General features: G+C 59.4%; 12 protein-coding genes. 2 read left to right on the top strand and 10 right to left on the bottom strand.

All coding sequences use genetic code 11. The features are described 5' to 3' along the window. Positions 1-8: 8 nt before the first annotated feature. The gene (locus tag GF111_RS16945; RefSeq protein ID WP_223294872.1) at positions 9-2,549 is read right to left on the bottom strand and encodes a fimbria/pilus outer membrane usher protein; all 2,541 of its coding nucleotides are present in this window, start codon (positions 2,547-2,549) and stop codon (positions 9-11) included. A gap of 29 nt (positions 2,550-2,578) precedes the next feature. Next, a complete protein-coding gene (locus GF111_RS16940) occupies positions 2,579-3,253 on the bottom strand; it encodes a molecular chaperone (protein ID WP_038874459.1) in 675 nt (224 codons plus the stop codon). Positions 3,254-3,482: 229 nt separating this feature from the next. Here GF111_RS16940 and GF111_RS16935 point away from each other — a divergent pair, with 229 nt between their 5' ends. Next, the gene (locus tag GF111_RS16935) at positions 3,483-4,688 is read left to right on the top strand and encodes an ISL3 family transposase (RefSeq protein WP_047729874.1); all 1,206 of its coding nucleotides are present in this window, start codon (positions 3,483-3,485) and stop codon (positions 4,686-4,688) included. 10 nt (positions 4,689-4,698) lie between these two features. On the opposite strand, the gene GF111_RS16930 is transcribed toward GF111_RS16935, so the two are convergent. Both GF111_RS16930 and speA read right to left on the bottom strand, forming a co-directional pair. After that, positions 4,699-5,199, bottom strand: a complete 501-nt coding sequence (locus GF111_RS16930) for a fimbrial protein (protein WP_038874457.1) — start codon at positions 5,197-5,199, stop codon at positions 4,699-4,701. Positions 5,200-6,026: 827 nt separating this feature from the next. Next, positions 6,027-8,003 carry a biosynthetic arginine decarboxylase gene (speA, locus tag GF111_RS16925; RefSeq protein WP_055311965.1) on the bottom strand — a complete coding sequence of 659 codons (1,977 nt, stop codon included), beginning with the start codon at positions 8,001-8,003 and terminating at the stop codon, positions 6,027-6,029. Positions 8,004-8,912: 909 nt separating this feature from the next. Here speA and metK point away from each other — a divergent pair. Continuing rightward, positions 8,913-10,067, top strand: coding sequence for a methionine adenosyltransferase (gene metK / locus GF111_RS16915; RefSeq protein WP_033654692.1), 1,155 nt, complete (start codon positions 8,913-8,915; stop codon positions 10,065-10,067). 124 nt (positions 10,068-10,191) lie between these two features. Here the strand turns inward: metK and GF111_RS16910 are convergent, their stop codons facing one another. From GF111_RS16910 to mrcB, 6 genes are all read right to left on the bottom strand, one after another. Beyond that, complete coding sequence (locus GF111_RS16910; protein ID WP_004937610.1) at positions 10,192-10,344, bottom strand: Hok/Gef family protein; 153 nt, start codon at positions 10,342-10,344, stop codon at positions 10,192-10,194. 311 nt (positions 10,345-10,655) lie between these two features. After that, positions 10,656-12,644 carry a Fe(3+)-hydroxamate ABC transporter permease FhuB gene (fhuB, locus tag GF111_RS16905; protein ID WP_147190357.1) on the bottom strand — a complete coding sequence of 663 codons (1,989 nt, stop codon included), beginning with the start codon at positions 12,642-12,644 and terminating at the stop codon, positions 10,656-10,658. Then, the gene (gene fhuD / locus GF111_RS16900) at positions 12,641-13,549 is read right to left on the bottom strand and encodes a Fe(3+)-hydroxamate ABC transporter substrate-binding protein FhuD (RefSeq protein WP_055317660.1); all 909 of its coding nucleotides are present in this window, start codon (positions 13,547-13,549) and stop codon (positions 12,641-12,643) included. Before fhuD ends, fhuB begins: the two co-directional genes overlap by 4 nt. Further along, on the bottom strand, positions 13,549-14,346 hold the full coding sequence (gene fhuC, locus GF111_RS16895) for a Fe3+-hydroxamate ABC transporter ATP-binding protein FhuC (RefSeq protein WP_055311954.1): 798 nt from the start codon (positions 14,344-14,346) through the stop codon (positions 13,549-13,551). The genes fhuD and fhuC overlap by 1 nt, the downstream gene beginning before the upstream one ends. A gap of 47 nt (positions 14,347-14,393) precedes the next feature. Further along, positions 14,394-16,586, bottom strand: a complete 2,193-nt coding sequence (gene fhuA, locus GF111_RS16890; RefSeq protein ID WP_224217738.1) for a ferrichrome porin FhuA — start codon at positions 16,584-16,586, stop codon at positions 14,394-14,396. Between the two features lie 251 nt (positions 16,587-16,837). After that, complete coding sequence (gene mrcB, locus GF111_RS16885) at positions 16,838-19,330, bottom strand: bifunctional glycosyl transferase/transpeptidase (protein WP_055311951.1); 2,493 nt, start codon at positions 19,328-19,330, stop codon at positions 16,838-16,840. Positions 19,331-19,407 lie beyond the last annotated feature (77 nt).

The raw sequence follows: 19,407 nt of genomic DNA, 5'->3' as shown, positions 1-19,407 counted from the left end.
TTCGCTCCTTAACGGCACTGGGCCGCGATCTCCGCAATCTCCGCGCCGGCCGTCTCCGGCAGTGCGTAGTTAGCCCGGCACTGCTGATCGGCCTGCTTGCCCCACTGCACGTGCAGCGCCCCGCTAAGCGGCGCGCCGGCCAGGAACAGCAGACCGCCATCCCCCACGATGCTGCCGCCATCCTCGCTACCCATCAGGCTTGCCGTCGCGCCAAAGGGCACCGGCCGGCCGTCGGCGCGCGTCAGCGTTACCATCAACCGAGAGCCGACTTTGGTCTGATAATCCGCCAACACCACCGCGCCGCGGGTTGGGATCACCGTCTGGCTGGTCAGCCCCAGCTCCACATCGTCCGCCAGAGTGGTCGGATCCAGCGCGATCATGTTTTGGCGATAGGCAGAGAGATAAGGCACCACCGCATAACCACGATCATCTGTTTTCACTCCCACCTGATTTACCACGCTGACCCCGCCGGCACCCGGCGCGCGCACCAACGCCACCGTGTCGTTAAGCGGTTGCGACAACGTTATCCCGCCGGCATGTAGCAACACGCCGCCCTGCATGTCGTAGTTCACCCGCTGACGCTGGCCATCCAGGCTCAGCCCGGCGCCGAGCAGCGCCTTGCTGCCGCGATAACCGAGCGTCAGGTTGCCGTTCTCACCTTCCCCCTGATTGCCGTAACCGCCGGTCAGCCCCCAGTTCAGGTTGTCGCCTTGCAATGCGGTGCCGTTCACGCCCAGCGTCTGCAGCGTTTTACCGTTTTGGGCGTTACTGATGCCGTAACTGCCCCAGGTGTTGTGTGCCCAGAGGTTCAGCGGCACGCTGACGTTCAACGCCACTACACGATCGGTTTGCGCCCGATAGCTTTTGTTCTGGCTGTAGTTGAGGCCATAACTCACGCCTGCGAGGCTGCCGTTATAGCCCAGGCTGACAGACTGGCGCTTACCCTGCTCATGCCAGCTTTGATCCTCCGCCAGGCTCAGGAACAACGAGCCGGGTAACGGCCCCAGCCCCTGTTGCAGCGAAAGTTCTTTACGGCTGCGGGTGGCGGCGTTGTTTGACCCGCCGAGGGTTTGCATCGCCTGTTGCAGCGTGCGATAGCCTTCGCTCGCATGACGATAGCCGGCAAGGCTCAACTGTGTGCCGGTGAGCGGGAAACTTTTCTCATAGCGCAAGCGCCACATTTTGCCTTGCCGCTCGCTCCTCTGAGCGGCCTCCTCCGGCCGTCTGGCCCAGCTTTGCGTCACGTCCAACGAGAGCGCACCGGCGCGGCCAAGGTTTTGCCCGACGCCTATCGCGAGGGAGCGGTAGCGATTGGCCCACTGCCCGCCGCCATATAGCGTGGTGCCAAGCGGCAAACCGTAGATCAGCGTGCCCTGCATAAACTTCTCATCATCGGCGCTCGCGTCCGGCGCACGGTATTGCCCGGCGGCCAGGCCGTAGCTGAGCCGCCCTTCGCGCTGCAGCACCGGCAGCGAGGCAAACGGCACCAGCAGGCGCTGTTCCGTGCCGTCGCTCTCCTTGATGGTGACATCCAGATCGCCGCTGCCGGAAACCGCATAGAGATCGCTGATTTCAAACGCCCCCGGCGGCACATAGCGCTGATCGATCACCACACCGTTCTGGCGGACGATCACTTCCGCGTTGCTTCTGGCGATGCCGCGCACCACCGGCGAGTAGCCACGCAGGCTGTCCGGGTACATCTCCTCCACCGAAGCCAGCAGCAGGCCACGCAGCGGCACCGAATCGAAGATATCGCCCGGTGTGGCGGCATCGCCCAGCGTAAGCAACCCATTCAACTGGGTAATATCTCGCTGCACGTAGCTGTTCAAGGTGCGCCAATGCGCCTGCCCCTGCTCGTCTCGGTTCCACACGCCGTCGTGCCGCAGCCGCCAGGCGCCCCAGTTGACGCCGTTGCGCAGGTTGACGAAATAGCTGCTTGTATTACCGCCCCCCTGTCGGTTGCGGTCGTTCGCCCCGCGCAGGGTGTAATTGCTTAACAGCGCCGGAATGCCGCTGTCCCATTGCTCCGGCGGCACATAGCCGCGCGCCTGGCGCTTTAACGCCGCCTGCGGGATGCTCAGCTTCAACTGTTGCTGTTCAAACAACAGCTCCGCTTTCGCCCCCGGGATTGCCTGCGGCAGGTTGATGCATCCTTCGGTTTGCCGCAGCGCGGGAAACGCGGCCATATCGACACCAAAGCCTTCCAGATCCTCCCGCTGCAAGCAGGGTTGAAGGTGCTCCCTACCCTGCCCGTCGGGCTGCAGAGAGAAGGCCAGCGCACGGGTATCCCGCTGTTGTTCGTTAAGGAAGATATCGACACGATACTCTCCCGGTGGCTGCTGATCCGCCTCGGAAAACAGCGCCAGATCTACCTCGGTAGGCGGCGTATTACCGATTTGCAGCAGGCTGGAGCTGAAGCGGTAATCGGCCTGTGCCGCCCCGCCATACAACAGCACACCGGCAATCAGCCAGGCCAGCGAGCTCAGCCGATGCTGGCCGTTGTGCCGCTGCGCACCGCTTTGCCATCCATATTTCACGTCCCTGTTCACGCCGTATCCTCAGATAGCCGATGGGCACGTTACAGCGCCTGTTGGAACTGTGCACTCAGGCCACCGTAGTCGTTAATCACCTGCCAGCTCACCTGCTTGCCCGTTGCTGAAGGCGGCAAGGTATAGGCCAGCGTGGCGAACGGCGCCACCATCTGCGGCTCTTTGATTTTTTCGCCGGCGACGGAAACCGTGGAGAAGCTTAAGTAGTAGGGGGAGTCATTGATCGCCTTCAGCGTGTTGCCGCTGCGCTCCCAGCGCACCTTTTTAGCCGCCTCTTCAGGCAAACCGACCAGCGACGCCGGGCGATAGAACAGTTTGATGCGGGTGCGCACCGCGATTTGCAGGTGGTTGCCTTTGCCTTCCGCCTCCGGCGGCACCGTTTTGACGCTGAGCCAGAAGACCGATTCGCGATCTTCCGGCAGCGCCTGCGCGGTTTTCACCACCCGCAGCGTGTTTTCTTTGCCGCCATTCAAGCGAAACAGCGGCGGCGTCACCAGGAACGGTGCTTTTACATTACCTTCCAGATCGGCGTTAACCCACGACTGCACCAGATAAGGGATATCGTCCGGGTTTTTTACCGTGATGGTCGCTTCCTTCTTACCGCCGGGATAGACCAAACGGGTGCCGCCAACCACGACGCCAGCGGCGGCCTGAAAACTGTTGAGTAACAACGTGGCGCACAACGCCAGATAGACTGCCTTCATTGTTTCCATTCCCTGATGTTATTTCCCGTTTCTCAATAAGCGCTGCGGAATACCCATTCTGGCGGGCGAAGATGCAGCGAATAACCGGCGAAAAGGTATTCCGCCGGTAAATTAATGCTAAAAAGAATGGTTCATCGCGCTTTAGCGTGAACCAATAGAAAACGGCAGTCAGAACGTTTAGGTTTGTATTCGCCAAAACACACCCTAAACCTTCAAAACTGCCGTCACTATGAATGCTAACCTTTGCTCCCTGTTCTGGGAAGGCTTTGTCGTCAATTCCTTCTCGCATCCTTCTGCCAACTCCCTGCTTATCCAGCTCCAGCCTGACGCTGCCGTCATGCCCTGTTGTCGTCGTTGTGAGCGGCGGGTGCCTGTTGTGCATGATGTTTCCTTCCGCCGAGTGCGTGAACGCCAGCTGCTCGATTGGGTCGTCTGGCTCAACGTCCCCGTCCGGCGCCTGTGTTGCCCCCATTGCGGGGTCACCACCGAAAAAATCAGCTGGTTGCCTGAACGCCAGAGATATACCACGACGCTATCCGTATGGGTTGAGTCACTGACCCGTTTACTGCCGATTAAACATGTTGCACAACTCACCGGACTGCACTGGCATACGGTCAAGAATATCGACTACCGGCGTCTGCTGCGGGAACGAACAGAGCCGCAGCGCCATACCCTCCGCCGTCTGGTGATGGATGAGTTCGCCCTGTTCAAAGGACATCGCTATGCCACCGTGGTGATGGATGCGGATACGCAACAGGTGTTGTGGGTGGGCGAAGGCCGCAGCAGAGCGGCCTTCCGCCCCTTCTTCGTCTGGCTGGGCGCTGAAGGCTGTGCTGCTATCCAGTCTGTCGCCATGGATATGAATACGGCGTTAGACCTGGAGGTCAGGCATCACTGCCCGCAGGCGGAAGTGGTCTATGACTTGTTCCATGTGGTGGCAAAGTATGGCCGGGAGGTTATCGACCGGGTCCGCGTCGACCAGGCCAATCAACTCCGTGATAACCCAAAATCGCGTCAGGTCATCAAACGCAGCCGCTGGCTGCTGCTGCGCAACCCAGAAAACCTGCCCGAAGGGCATGAGGTAAAGCTCACGGAGTTGCTGGAGGCGAATCAGCCGCTGAATGTGGTATGGCTGATGAAAACGACGCTGAAAGAACTGTGGTACGCCCCGAGTGAACAAGAGGCGCAGAGACGCTGGACAAGCTGGTACAGGCAGTCTCAGGAAAGCGGAATCAAGGCGTTGCAACACTTCGCCGAGAAACTGAAAGGGTATGCCGGTGGCATCATCGCGAGTGCCAGACACAGGTTGAATACCAGCGTGCTGGAAGGGATGAACAATAAGATAAAAGTGATGAAGCGGATGGCCTATGGATACCGGGATAACGCTTACTTCTTCCTGAAAATCAAAGCAGCGTTCCCCGGTAAAGCGCGATGAACCAAAAGAATCAGTTATACGAAACGCTAAATTGGATAGTGGCGTTAGCATCACCGGCGGTGACTTTATCCGTTGATTTGTAGACTGCTAAGAGGGTGAGGGAATTAGTACCCTCCTTTAATTCGAGAGCTTCTGACTTGCCACCTGGGACGATATCCTGACTTGGCCCCTTAATACGCAAGGCAAGCCCGGTGGCGCCGCCGGCGGTGAGCTTAAACAGATCTTTATTATCGGCATCCGCCTCGCCGTCCAGTTGCACGGTGGCTGTTTTCAGGTTGGCCGGGCAATCTTTCAGATCCAATGAGAACAGTCTGGACTGCTCTTGAGCCTCATCACCGACATTTTTAAATGCCGCCGCCGCCACATCCCCCATCTGCACGTTCAGCGTCGGATCCACTATGCAGGCGTTGTCGACGATTTTTCCGGTGAAGTTAATTACGCCGTCGGCGGCGAATGCGGAGGAAGAGATCGCCGCACAGGCCAGTGCGGAAGCTACCAGATACTTTTTCATATAAGTCCCTTATATTATTTAAACCACTAAGTTATATGTCGATATACATAATTTACCGTGGCGTGAACACCACGTTTACTGCGCATCTCTATTACCGATGCCAATATATAATACTTCACGCAAGATAATATGGGTGCCATGCATGGAGTCATCATTATAAAATCTAAGGAATGTCATTAGCACTTAGAAAACCACCAAGGATAATAAGACATTTAAAAACATTAATTCAATCAAAAACAAAAAAAGGAGAAAAAAACAAAACCAAAGACCATGATTAATGAATTTACTTTTTTAAAAATCAGAATCAGACCCTAACAACAGGAATGAATAAATATAGAAAAAAATACAACCCGCTATAAAACAAGGAGATTTCTCATTAATAAGGAAAGACCAAACCATACAGGCATTTAATAAAAAACTTAATCCCATAACAAATATAAAACAAAACGAAAGACAAACTGTTAAATTATCGAGCTTATAATGAATAGCAATAAATAATATTGATTATATTTTTAACAGGAAAATATAGTTTGTGAATGAAAATGTTAATTTCAGAGGTTTCTTGTATTTAGGAAATGAATTTATCGGAAGGATAAATTAAATAACAATATGAAATAAAACATACTTTTCGTAACGCGTTGAGCTCACCACTGCATAGCAGGACGTTGCATCAAGGCGGCAAAAGCCCGGTAATATTTAGTACGCCCTGCGACACCGTTAAAACGACAGCATAAGTATCTGCGACCTGTACGCCATCTATAACGTACCCGTGCAACAGAAAAGAAAAGGCCGGGTGCCTTAACGACGCCCGGCCTTTCTTCATTTCATCACTCGTCTTCCAGATACGTGTAGCCGTACAGACCGGCCTCAAACTCTTCCAGGAACTGCGCCTGCAGCTCGCTGTCCAGATCGGTTTCTTTGACCTGATCGCGGAATTTGGCCAGCAGCGCACTCGGATCGAGCTGCACGTACTCCAGCATATCCGCCACGGTGTCGCCCTCGTCGGACAGTTCGGTCTCGACGCTGCCGTCCGGGAACACGTACACGTCAACCGAGGCGGTGTCGCCAAACAGGTTGTGCATGTTGCCGAGGATTTCCTGGTACGCGCCGACCATGAAGAAGCCCAACGCCGGCGGATTCTCCGGATCGTACGGCGGCATCGGCATGGTGGTCGCCACGCCGTCGCCGTCGACATAGTGGTCGATGGTGCCGTCGGAGTCGCAGGTGATGTCGAGCAGCACCGCGCGGCCTTCCGGCGGCTTATCCAACCCTTCCAGCGGCAGCACCGGGAACAGCTGGTCGATACCCCAGGCATCCGGCATCGACTGGAACAGTGAGAAGTTGACGTAGAACTTGTCCGCCATGCGTTCTTGCAGTTCGTCGATGATTGGGCGGTGCGCGCGGTTGCTCGGATCGAGCTGCTGCTGGATCTTGTTGCAGATGTTCAGATACAGCTGCTCGGCCCAGGCGCGCTTGGTCAAGTCCAGCATGCCGTGCGCGTATTGGGTATGCACGTCGTGCAGATCCATCTGGCTGTCGTGCAGCCATTCGCGCAGCGAGCGGCGGTTCTCCGGCTCGTTCATTTCCAGCCAGGTTTCCCACATGCTTTCCAGCGCGCGCGGCGCGTCGGCTTCCGGCGGCAGCGGTTCGCTGAATTCGTTGCGTTCTACGCCGATCACGTTGGAGACCAGCACCGTGTGGTGCGCGGTCACGGCGCGGCCGGACTCGGTGATCACCGTCGGGTGCGGCAGGCCGTGTTCGTTACAGGCGTCGCCGATGCCCCAAATCACGTTGTTGGCATATTCGTTCAGGCCGTAGTTCACCGAGCAGTCGGACTGCGAGCGGGTGCCTTCGTAGTCGACGCCCAAGCCGCCGCCCACATCGAAGCACTGAATGTTGACGCCCAGCTTGTGCAGTTCAACGTAGAAACGCGCCGATTCGCGCACGCCGGTGGCGATATCACGAATGTTGGCCAGCTGCGAACCCAGGTGGAAGTGCAGCAGTTGCAGGCTGTCAAGGCGGCCCGCTTCACGCAGGGTTTCCACCAGCTTCAGCACCTGCACCGCCGCCAGACCGAACTTGGATTTTTCGCCGCCGCTCGACTGCCATTTGCCGGAGCCCTGCGAAGCCAGACGCGCACGCACGCCCAGGCGTGGTATGACGTTCAACCGTTCGGCTTCTTCCAGCACCAGGTTGATCTCGGACATCTTCTCGATCACCAGGTACACCTTGTGCCCCAGTTTTTCCCCGATCAGCGCCAGGCGAATGTATTCACGATCTTTATAGCCGTTACAGACGATCACCGAACGGGTCATGCCGGCATGCGCCAGCACCGCCATCAGTTCGGCCTTGGAGCCGGCTTCCAGCCCCAGCGGTTCGCCGGAGTTCACCAGCGATTCAATCACGCGGCGATGCTGGTTCACCTTGATCGGATACACCAGGAAATAACCGCCCTGGTAACCGAAGGACTCGCGCGCGCGTTTGAACGCGGCGTTGATCGAACGCAGGCGATGCTGAAGGATCTGCGGGAAGCAGAACAGCGCCGGCAGACGTTGGCCGTCTTGCTGGCGCGTTTTCACCAGTTCTGCCAGATCGACGCGCGCCTGCGGGACATCCGGATCCGGGCACACGCTGATATGGCCCAGCTCGTTGACGTCATAGTAATTGTTGCCCCAGTAGGCGACGTTATAAGTACGCAGCATCTTGCTGGCATTACGATCATTCATGGCAACCTCCTGCATGGAGCGCAAAGATAAAGACTCGCCCGCAACCGGCGGACGGTGAATCAACAGATCATCAGACATGGTTCGCCTCACATTCCGCACTGACGAAACCGTCAGCCACTATCGCAGCTACAACCCGCGAGAACAACCCAACAAGCCGCGCCGGCGGCAGCGAAGAGAACTGCCGTTCGCGGTCAGCGATCGGTTTATCACTCATATAATTGTAAGACACCCTGTTCAAACCTCGTGAATCGGGCCAAGAAACATCCCACAGGAAGGCTGCAGGCTACCCTTGTTCAGTTCTTCAGACGACCGTTAGCCGGCCCGAGAATCCTGAGTAGCGGCCAAGTGTTTATCGCACCTGGTAAGTGACAGAGAGACAAGACGGGAAATAGCAGAAGAATGTGCGCCAGAACGGCACTGCTGTTGAGAACCAACAACCGGTAGACAACGGATCATTAATCCAACCACCTCCACGCGCGCCGTTCGGAGTGAACGACCCAGCCTCTAAAATAGTGTAAGAACGTGACCGTTCGATGAAGCGGCGGCGCTTACGGCGAACGCCCGCGACGGATAATAGCGCAACGCCGGCGAATGCAAAGCGGAAGTTAATCGCACCTTCCACCACGCCAGACCGCCGTACTGTGCAGCAAATGAACCGCGCGCGCAGTTTATACCGGTAAGCAGGTGAAAAAGCAAAATGAAAATTCGCCGAAAACTGTTTCAAGCGATGAAAATGGCGCCAACCCGTTTGCGCAAAAGAGCGAAAGCGCAAAAAATTACTGGCAATCTGGCTAAACCCTGACCTAAAATAGACGTCCAGATGTTAATCCATCTATACTGGTTAACTGATAAACTGCTTAACGGCTTTGCCTGAGGGGCGTTGCAGGATGCATCTCGCGCCATCAGCGGAAGACCCTTCGCTTTGATGCCGGATCTCCAGCGCTGTGCAGTAATTTCTAACCCGTCTTATGCAAGGTAAAGAACACAATGGCTAAACACCTATTCACGTCCGAATCCGTCTCCGAAGGACATCCTGATAAAATCGCCGATCAGATCTCCGATGCCGTCCTCGACGCCATCCTGGAACAAGATCCGAAGGCGCGCGTCGCCTGCGAAACCTACGTGAAAACCGGCATGGTGCTGGTCGGCGGTGAAATCACCACCAGCGCCTGGGTCGATATCGAAGAGATCACCCGCAAGACCGTGCGCGAAATCGGCTACGTTCATTCGGACATGGGCTTTGACGCCAACTCCTGCGCAGTATTGAGCGCCATCGGCAAGCAATCCCCGGATATCAATCAGGGCGTTGACCGTACCGATCCTCTCGAGCAGGGCGCCGGCGATCAGGGCTTGATGTTTGGCTACGCCACCAACGAAACCGACGTGCTGATGCCGGCCCCGGTGACCTACGCGCACCGTCTGGTGCAGCGCCAGTCCGAAGTGCGCAAAAACGGCACCCTGCCGTGGCTGCGTCCGGACGCGAAGAGCCAGGTGACCTTCCAGTACGACGACGGCAAAATCGTCGGCATCGACGCCGTGGTGCTGTCCACTCAGCATTCCGAAGACATCGCGCTGAAAGATCTGCAAGAAGCGGTGATGGAAGAGATCATCAAACCGGTCCTGCCGGCAGAATGGCTGACGGCGGGCACCAAATACCACATCAACCCGACCGGCCGTTTCGTTATCGGCGGCCCGATGGGCGACTGCGGCCTGACCGGCCGTAAGATCATCGTCGACACCTACGGCGGCATGGCGCGCCACGGCGGCGGCGCCTTCTCCGGTAAGGATCCGTCCAAGGTTGACCGTTCCGCGGCTTACGCGGCGCGCTACGTGGCGAAAAACATCGTCGCCGCCGGCCTGGCCGATCGCTGCGAGATCCAGGTGTCTTACGCTATCGGCGTAGCGGAACCGACCTCCATCATGGTGGAAACCTTCGGTACCGAGAAAGTGCCGACCGAGCAGCTGACGCTGCTGGTACGCGAATTCTTCGATCTGCGCCCATACGGCCTGATCCAGATGATGGATCTGCTGCAGCCGATCTACCGCGAAACCGCTGCCTACGGCCACTTCGGCCGCGAGCACTTCCCGTGGGAAGCGACCGACAAAGCCGCGCTGCTGCGCGATGCCGCCGGCCTGAAATAAGCCCCGACATCAACATGAAAACGGCGAGCTTAGGCTCGCCGTTTTTTTTGAGCGGATGGGTGCTCCCGGATCAACGCAGCGACTTGCCGGCAAGCGGAGGCAAAGCCCCCGCCGCCGGGTTGCCTTACCGTTCGGATTCGTAAGCCAAAATGGCCGCAACCTCCGTAGTGCCCGATCGGATCCGCAACTCACACAGCGTGCTGCGAGTTATCCATGCCAGTGATATTACTGTGGCACAAATAACCACCAATTTTAACAGGCTCCGTTTGTTCGGCATCATGCCTTCTTCTCCTTGCCTCGCGGCGGGTAAGAGGCTAACTTAACGTTGTCACGCGTTAGAGTAGGCCTCGGGTTGATGGATATCGACTCGGGGCTTTTCTCTTTGTATCTTTCACGCAGGCTCCAGAGACAAAGATCCAGAGCACCCGCCCGCAGTATATTCATCTCACCACCACGTCTCGTGTTCCTTTTCGCACGCAATATCGTTTTTGCGCAATCGCTCGCAGCTCCTTGCAACACCCTGAAAAATAAAAAAGGCTCAGCGACGCTGAACCTTTGAGGGCAGAAAAAGCACGGCCGAGATGCCGATTACGACGTCTGCTTACGCAACAGATAAACGAAGTACGGCGCACCGATAAAGGTCGCCAATAACCCGGCGGGGATCTGGTACGGGAACAGCAGCATCCGCCCGCACCAGTCGGCAAACACCATCAGCAAGCCGCCCAGCAGCGCGGCGATCACCATCTGCGGCAGCGCACGGCGGAAGCCCAGCATGCGTGCCATATGCGGTGCCATCAGCCCGACAAAGCTCAACGGCCCTACGGTCAGGGTCGCCATCGCGGTCAGCACGGCAGCCAATAAAAGAATGGTCAACCGCGCCGGCGTCAGCGCAATGCCCACCGAACGGGCGGTGGCGCCGCCGAGCGGCAGGATGGTCAACCAACGGCGGCACAGCGGCGCCAATACCATCAGGCCGGCGGCCACCAGCGCGGTACGCAGCGCCTGCGCCGGCTCCACCGAATAGGTCGAGCCGGAGAGCCAGGTCAGCAAGCCCCCCATACGCGGATCGCCGCTGGCCAACAGCAGGAAGATGACGGTGGTAAAGGCGGTGCTGAGCGCGATACCGGCGAGCAGCATGCGTTCCGTCGAGAAACCGCCGCGGCCTGCGGCGATCATGATGATCAGCAGCGTTGCGGCCGCCCCCAGGCTGCCGGCGGGCAGCAGCCAAACGAAGGCGTCGCCCGGCACCATAAACAGCATCATCACGACGCCAAAAGCGGCGCCGGAACTGATGCCCAACACTTCCGGGCTGGCCATCGGATTGCCGGTCAATTTCTGGATCAGCGTGCCGGCGACCGCCAGCATCATGCCCGCCGCCAGCGCCGACAGCACCCGCGGCCAGCGCCACGGCAGCAAGGAATCCAGTTCCGCGCCCAGGCTCCAGTGCCAGCCGCCGGCATTTTTGCCCAGCATCAGCGCCAGCGTCAGGCCGATCAGCAGTACGAGGCCACCCACCAGGATCCAGGCAGGCAGATTCCCGCGTTCGGCAGGCACCTTGTCGCCGAGGTTCATCGGCGGCGGCGTGGCGGCGCTGCGCAAACGCGGCAACAGCCACAGCAGCAGCGGTGCGCCGAACAGCGCGGTGGCCGCGCCGGTCGGGATCTCGCGCCACACCTGCGTTACCCCGAGCATCACCTGATCGGTCAACCACAGCAGCAGCGCCCCCAGCAACGGCGCCAGCATCATGCGGTGCGCCAGGCGGCGCGCGCCCAACATCTTCGCCATCAGCGGTGCAAACAGGCCGATAAAGCCGATAACGCCCACCGCACTCACCAACATGGCGCTGAAGATAATGGCCAGCCCCAGGGTGCAGAAGCGCGCCATCGATAGCCCCAGCCCCAGGTTACGCGCCACGCCGTCGTCCAGCCCCAGCAGCGTCAGCGGGCGCAGCAACAGCGCCGCCAGCGCGCCTGCCACCAGCAAACGCGGCAGGAGGAACTGTACGGCGCTCCAGTCCTGTTGGTTCAGCGCACCGGTTCCCCACAGGAACATGCCCTGCAGCTGATCGTAATGAAACAGCGCCAACAGGCTGTTGACCGCGCCGCAGTACAGCCCCAGCACCAGCCCGGCCAAAATCAGCGTCACCGGCGACATCCGCTTGCCCCAGGCGACGCCAAACACCAGCCCGCCGACCACAATCGCGCCCACCATAGCGGCCAGCTGGCGAGTGAATTCGCCCCCCGGCAGCACCCACAGCGTGGCGATGGTCAGGCCGAGCTGCGCGCCGGCGGCAACGCCGAGCGTCGACGGCTCCGCCAACGGATTGCGCAACACCTGCTGGAACAGCACGCCGACCAATCCCAGGCCGGCGCCGGCCAACAGCGACACCGTTAACCGCGGCAGCAGGCTGTAATGGAACAGCATTTGCCGCACGTCGTCGATGTCCGGCGCGCTGAGCGCCCGCAACCATTGCGCCGGCGGCAGCTGCTGCGCCAGGTTGTATATCGTCAGGCCGCCTGCCGCCGCCAGCAACAGCAGGATCAGCGTCAGTGGTAATCTCCGAATGCCCGCATTCATGCCGCGCTCTCCTGGGCCTGCGCCAACAGGCGGCAAAATCGCATCGTCGACAGCGTAGCGCCATAGAACCACACCGCCGGCACCTGCCGCAGCTGGTTTTGCCGCACAAAGGGCAACGACTGCCACAGCGGCGTCGCGCTGACCTTGTCCATCATCGCCTGATTACCGTGATCGAGATAGATGACCCGGGCGTTACGCACCGCGGCCAACCGTTCAATGCCCACCACCGCCGTGCCCCAAAAGTCGGTTTGCTCCTGCCAGGCATTGCGGATGCCCAATTGATCCATCGCCTCCTGAAACAGGCTTTTCTGGCCGATGATCAACGCATGGCGCGTATCGATCAGTGAAAACAGCAGCAACGGTTGCCGGGTGTAGCTTTGCAGGCGCTGACGCGCATCCTGCATAAAGCGGTCGAACTGCGCCAGGTGGTTTACCGCCCGGCTTTCTATGCCCAACCGCTGGCCCAGCGCCATCAGCGACTGGCGGGCGACGGTCAGCGGTTTGCCGCTGCCGTCGTTGAAGCCGAAGCTCATGGTTGGCGCGATGGGTTGGATTTTCCGCGGCGTCGGGCCATAGCCTTGCGACAGCAACACCAGCGAAGGCTGGAGCTGCTGCAGCAGTTCAAGATTGGGTTCGGTGCGCTGGCCGACATCGACCACCGCCGCCGGCAGCTTCGGCTCCGCCACCCACAGGTTGTAGTTATGGACATCGGCCACCGCCAGCGGCGTCACGCCCAATGCCAACAGCAGCTCGATCGGCAGCCATTCCAGCGCCGCAACGCGCGCGATATCCGGCGGCACATCCGCCGCTCGGCCGGGCAACGAGCCCAACAGCGGCGACAGCGCCAGCGCCATCAATAAACGGCGGCGCAGCGGATCGTGAGAAGAAGTGAATGCAGAAGACATCAGTAGACAAAACTCACCGGCGCGCCGCCGCTCGGGTGCGGCAAGGTGCCCATAGGAATACCGTAAATTTGCTCCAGCACCGGCCCCTGCATCAGTTCCAGCGGGCCGCCCTGGGCGATCATTTCACCGCCGCGCAGCGCCACCAGATGGTCGCAGTAGCGCGCCGCCATGTTGATGTCGTGCAGTACGGCGATCACCGTGAGATCGCGTTCGCGGCTCAAGCGCTGGATGAGTGCCAGCACCTCGACCTGGTGCGCGATGTCCAGCGCCGACGTCGGTTCGTCGAGCAGCAGGCAGCGGCTGTCCTGCGCCACCATCATCGCCAGCCAGGCGCGTTGGCGCTCGCCGCCGGACAGGCTGTCCACCAGGCGGTTGGCGAACGGCTTCAGCCCCACCAGTGAAATGGCCTCTTCCACCAATTGGCGATCGTTGGCGCCAAAACGCCCCAGCGCGCCGTGCCACGGATAGCGGCCGACGGCCACCAGCTCGCGTACCGTCATGCCTTCCGCCGCCGGCAACTGCTGCGGCAGGTAAGCCACCTGGCGGGCGAAGGATTTGCTGTCCCACTGCGCCAACGGCTGCCGATTGAGCAGTACCTGGCCACCGCTGGGGGCATGATGCCGCCCGAGCAATTTCAACAGGGTGGATTTACCGGACCCGTTATGGCCGATCAAGCCGCAGACGTTGCCCTGGGGAAAACTGAGCGACAGCGGTTGCAACAGCACCCGGCCGGGGACGGCGAAGCTGGCGTTATCCAGCGCGAAAGTTGCGCCGGGATTAAGATGTTTGTCCTGCATAGATCCTGCTTTGTCCAGGGCGGCGCGGCGCCGCCCCGGCTATCCGGTTAGAAACGGAAGGTTGCGGTGGCGACCACCTGGCGTTCTGCGCCCCAGTAGCAGGCGTAGTCGCGGTAGCAGCTCGACACGTAGGTCTTGTCGAACAGGTTGTTGATGTTGACGCCCACGGACGAGCCCGGCAGGCCAAAGCGCGCCAGATCGTATTTAATGGTAGCGTCCACCAGCGTGTAGTCCGGCACCTTGAAGGCGGAATTATCGCTGTTGAAGCTCGAGCTGGAGCCGACGTAACGCACGCCGGAACCCAGCGTCAGGCCGCTCACCGCCGTTTCGTGGAAGGTGTAATCCGCCCACAGCGAAGCCATGTGTTTCGGCACTTCGACGGTCGGTTTGCCCTGATAGGTATTGTCTTTGGTGTACTTCGCATCGGTATAGGTATAGGAGGCGATCAGGTTGACGTTGGCATTCAACGCCGCCTTGGCTTCCAGCTCCACGCCGCGCGAACGGATCTCGCCGCTCTGCACGCTGAACCGTGCATTGCTTGGGTCCGGTGTCAGGTTGTTGTTTTTGGTCAGCTGATACAGCGCACCGGTCAGCACGATTGGGCGATCCTTCGGCACGTATTTCACGCCGGCCTCATACTGCTTGCCGATCGACGGTTTGAAGGTGCTCCCCCCGCGGGTTGTACCCAGATTCGGTTCAAACGATTCGCTGTAGCTGAAATACGGCGTCACGCCGTTGTCGAACAGGTAATTCAGGCCGCCGCGCCAGGTGAGCTGGCGATCGGTCTGCTGGCTCGTCGAACTCGTATCGCGGTTATAGGCGGAAGTCTTCGCCCAGTCATAACGCCCGCCCAGCGTCAACAGCCACTGGTTCCACTCCCCTTGCTCCTGCACATACAGGCCGGTTTGCTCCTGACGGTTCAGGAAGTTGTAATAAGAACCCACCTCAATAGCATCATTGCCATACTGCGGATGAGTCATGCTCAGAGCGCTGGCGCTGCCATAAATAGCATTAATGTCGTTACGCATGCGTGAGTAATCCACCCCAAACAATAAGGTGTGATCGATCTGCCCCGTTTTCACCTTCGCTTGTGCCTGGGTATCTACAGAGAAGTTGTTCAGGTGTTCCTTCGATTGAACATAGAAGCGATTGATCGTCGTCGGTGATGACAAGCCGAATCCGTAGATGCTCTTCATATCGGTGTCCACCTGCATGTAACGCAGGTTCTGTCGTACCGCCCAGGTATCGTTGAAGGCATGTTCGAAGCTGTAGCCGATCATCCGCTGCTTGCGCGCCATATAGTTGCTGGCTTCGCCTTCGTTGAAATCGGTCGGCAGTTTGCTACCGTCCGGCAACGGGATCAGCGTGCCCTGCTTCGGCAGCCAGCCGTAATAACCGGTATAGGGATCGTTTTGAATGTTGGCCAACAACGTGAAGTTGGTTTTGTCATCCGGACGCCAGCTAAAGGACGGCGCGATCGCATAGCGCTTCTCTTTGCTCATGGTCTGCTGCGTATCGCTGTCTTTCGCCAGGCCGGTCAGGCGGTAAGAATAGATACCCTGATCGTCCAGCGCGTCGCTGAAATCGAAACCGGTCTGGAACAGGTTATCGGTGCCCATTTTGAACTGGATTTCGCGCAGCGGCTCGGTGGTTGGCCGCTTGCTGACCATCGAGACCAAACCACCCGGGTTGCTTTTGCCGTACAGCACCGAGACCGGGCCGCGCAGCAGCTCGGCGCGCTCGAGGAAATAAGGATCGATGGACGCTTCGCTGTAGTTGTCGCCCAGCAAGCGCAGACCATCCAGATACTGGGTGGTGTTGGTGGCCGGGAAACCGCGGATCGCCACCGCATCATAGGTCGAGGAGCTGCCGCGGCTGGCAAATACGCCCGGCGCATAGGCCAGCGCGCCCTTCACCGTATCCGGCTGACGCATGTCCATCTCTTCACGCGTCACCACGGAAACGGACTGCGGGTTCTTCTCGATCGGCGTATCGGTTTTGGTGCCGGTGGCGCTGCGTTTGGCGACATAGGTGCCGACCGGCCCCCAGGCGCTTTCCTGTTGGGCGGTGTTGCTACCGCCCACAACGGTAATCGTGTCTTCCTTGGCGGCCGGCTTGGCGTCGGCGGAAAAAGCCGGCATCGCCAGCGTGCCCAACGCCGCGGCGACGGTGATCGCTAACGCGCTGACGGAGGTACGGCCCTGCTTGGCCGCGGATGATGAAAGGCGCTTGGTCGGCATAGTTGATTTCTCTGATGAATAATTAAATGACGAATCTAAACGATAATAATTATTATAAGCGTCGCATTTTATGCAGAAGCCAAATTAAACTGCAAGCCGAATTCATAAGGCAAATAGGTTAAGGATTAGGCGCTTAGCCATGCGGTTAACAGGGAAATAAAACGAGCGGAAAAATAAAAAAGCCCGCAACCAAGGTTACGGGCTTAATAACAAAGAAAAAATTTTCACCGGGGCCGACGCCCCGGTAGCGATTACTGGCCGAACATATCCTTGATCCAGCCGGCGACGCCATCGCCATCTTTTTGCTCACCCGCCGCCGGTTGCTGCTGTTGCTGCACCGCCGCCTGGCTGGCCTGGCACAATCCCTGCGGATTGTCGGTCCAGACCGGGATGGTGCGCCAGCTGCCGCCGCCGCAGATAAAGTTACCGGCAGAGTCGATGCTCATCTGGTTAATGCCTTCCGGCGGCTGCAGCATCAGCGGCAGCGGCGTCTGGTTTTCCAGATAACGGCGATACAGGGTCAACGCGCCATTGGCGCCGGTCAGTTTGGCCGGGCCGTTGTTGTCGCGCCCTACCCAGGCGATCGCCACTTCCTTGCCGTCGATACCGGCGAACCAGCTGTCGCGCAGATCGTTGGTGGTACCGGTTTTCGCCGCCAGGTTGTAGTTCGGGAACTTCACCGACAGCGAGCGGGAAGTCCCGCGTGCCACGCCCTGCTGCATCGCGTACAGCGTCAGATAAGCGGCCTGCGCCGGCACCATGCGTTCCGCCTGCGGGAAGCTCTGGTACAGCACCGTGCCGTCTTCGGCGATCACCGACCGCACCGCCGACAGCGGCGCACGGTTACCGCCGCTGGCGATGGTCTGGTACTCCTGCGCGACTTCCATCGGCGTCAGGCCGATCGCCCCCAACAGCATCGATGGCACCGGGTTGATCTCCGCTTTCGGGATACCCAGGCGTTGCAGCGTAGCGCTGATCTGATCCAGCCCGACCGACAGGCCGAGGTTCACCGTCGGCACGTTCAGCGAGTTGGCCAACGCATCCACCAGCATCACCTGACCGCGGAATTTACGGTCATAGTTGTTCGGCTGCCAGACGGCGCCGTTAGGCTGTTTCAGCGACAGCGGCGCATCCGCCAGCCAAGTGTTGAGGCGGTATTTATCCGGTTCGGACAGCGCGGTCAGGTACGTCGGCGGCTTGGCCAGCGAGCCGACCAGACGGCGCGCCTGCATGGCGCGGTTAAAGCCGGCGAACTGCGGGTTGGCGCCGCCGACCATAGCGCGCACTTCACCGCTGAAGCGATCGACGATCACCATCGCCGCTTCCAGATCCTGCAGGTGACGCGCGGCGCGCAGCGCCGGGATGCCGTCTTCGACCGCTTTTTCCGCCGCGTCTTGCGACACCGGATCCAGCGTGGTGAAGATCTTCACGCCAGACAGGTCATTGACCTTCTCGCCCAGCTTGGTCTGCAGTTCCTGACGCACCATCTGCATAAACGCCGGCTGTGGCGTAATGACGCCGCCTTTCGGCTGCACGCCCAGCGGACGCGCGCTCAGCATGTCATACAGCTCGCCGTCGATCACACCCTGGTTCTGCAGCAGTTTGAGCACCAGGTTGCGGCGCTCCAGCGCCAGTTTCGGGTTACGCCACGGGTTGTACAGCGACGCGCCCTTGACCATGCCGACCAGCAGCGCCTGCTGATCGAGGCTCAGCTCATCCACCGGACGGCCGAAGTAGTACAGGCTGGCCAGCGGGAAACCGCGGATCTGGTCGCTGCCGCTCTGGCCGAGGTACACCTCGTTCAGATACAGCTCCAGAATGCGGTCCTTGCTGTAACGGTAATCCACCAGCAGCGCCATATAGGCTTCGTTAGCCTTACGCCACAGCGAACGTTCGTTGCTCAGGAACAGGTTCTTCACCAGCTGCTGCGTCAGCGTACTGCCGCCCTGCACCGCACGCCCGGCGGTCAGGTTGGCCAGCACCGCACGGCCGATGGAGTACGGGCTGATGCCGTCATGCTCATAGAAGTGGCGGTCTTCCGTGGCGATCAGCGTATCCACCAACAAATCCGGGAAACCGGAGCGCGGCACGAACAGACGCTGTTCACCGTTCGGCGACTGCAGCATGGTGATAAGACGCGGATCGAGGCGGAAGAAGCCGAAGCTGCGGCCGCTGTCCAGGTTTTCGATCTTCGCCAGGCGGTTGTTCTGGAAGTCGAGACGGGCGCGGATCTGCCCTTCTTTCCCATCCGGGAAATCGAACGGGCGGCGCAGCATCTCGATGCTGTTGGCCTGCACGGTAAACTCGCCCGGACGCGTCATGCGGCTGACCTGGCGATACTGCATGCCTTCCAGCAGGTTGACCATCTCCTTCTTGCTGTACGGCATGCCCGGCTCCAGGTTGACCATGCGGCCGTACACCGCCGCCGGCAGCTGCCAGACTTTGCCGTCGATGCGGCTTCGGATCTGCGAGTCCAGATAGACGCCATAGATCGCCAACAGGACGGCGATCACCAGGATCAGTTTGATAAACAGGCCAAGCCAACGGCGTTTTTTACGCGGCGGAGTCGCTTTTACCTTACGCGGCATGCGTTCCTCCTCCTCTTCATACTCATCATCGTCATACTCGTCTTCTTCGTAATCGTCATAATCGTCGTCTCGGCGACGGCGCGGCGGCTTGCGCGACGCGGTGCTTTTTGGTTGTTTTCCTTTGCGCCCGATGGGCTCGCGGTCATCCCCAGCCATGGCTGTTGTTCTCCGAGCTTGCCGACACTGCCGGCCATGATTAGTCGCTTAATCTGTGCCTACGCCGCAGCGCTGAC

Origin of the sequence: Serratia sp. HRI (assembly GCF_010119335.3) — a bacterium.
GTDB lineage: Bacteria > Pseudomonadota > Gammaproteobacteria > Enterobacterales > Enterobacteriaceae > Serratia > Serratia nevei.
The sequence above is the reverse complement of the archived record's forward strand: the minus strand, read 5'-3'. Positions and strand labels throughout refer to the sequence as shown.

Bases quoted from the DNA above. Each gene is read 5' to 3' on its own strand.
- speA (WP_055311965.1), bottom strand. From the start codon at position 8,003: ATGTCTGATGATCTGTTGATTCACCGTCCGCCGGTTGCGGGCGAGTCT.
- fhuA (WP_224217738.1), bottom strand. From the start codon at position 16,586: ATGCCGACCAAGCGCCTTTCATCATCCGCGGCCAAGCAGGGCCGTACC.
- GF111_RS16940 (WP_038874459.1), bottom strand. From the start codon at position 3,253: ATGAAGGCAGTCTATCTGGCGTTGTGCGCCACGTTGTTACTCAACAGT.
- metK (WP_033654692.1), top strand. From the start codon at position 8,913: ATGGCTAAACACCTATTCACGTCCGAATCCGTCTCCGAAGGACATCCT.
- fhuC (WP_055311954.1), bottom strand. From the start codon at position 14,346: ATGCAGGACAAACATCTTAATCCCGGCGCAACTTTCGCGCTGGATAAC.
- GF111_RS16935 (WP_047729874.1), top strand. From the start codon at position 3,483: ATGAATGCTAACCTTTGCTCCCTGTTCTGGGAAGGCTTTGTCGTCAAT.
- GF111_RS16910 (WP_004937610.1), bottom strand. From the start codon at position 10,344: ATGCCGAACAAACGGAGCCTGTTAAAATTGGTGGTTATTTGTGCCACA.
- mrcB (WP_055311951.1), bottom strand. From the start codon at position 19,330: ATGGCTGGGGATGACCGCGAGCCCATCGGGCGCAAAGGAAAACAACCA.
- fhuB (WP_147190357.1), bottom strand. From the start codon at position 12,644: ATGAATGCGGGCATTCGGAGATTACCACTGACGCTGATCCTGCTGTTG.
- GF111_RS16930 (WP_038874457.1), bottom strand. From the start codon at position 5,199: ATGAAAAAGTATCTGGTAGCTTCCGCACTGGCCTGTGCGGCGATCTCT.
- fhuD (WP_055317660.1), bottom strand. From the start codon at position 13,549: ATGTCTTCTGCATTCACTTCTTCTCACGATCCGCTGCGCCGCCGTTTA.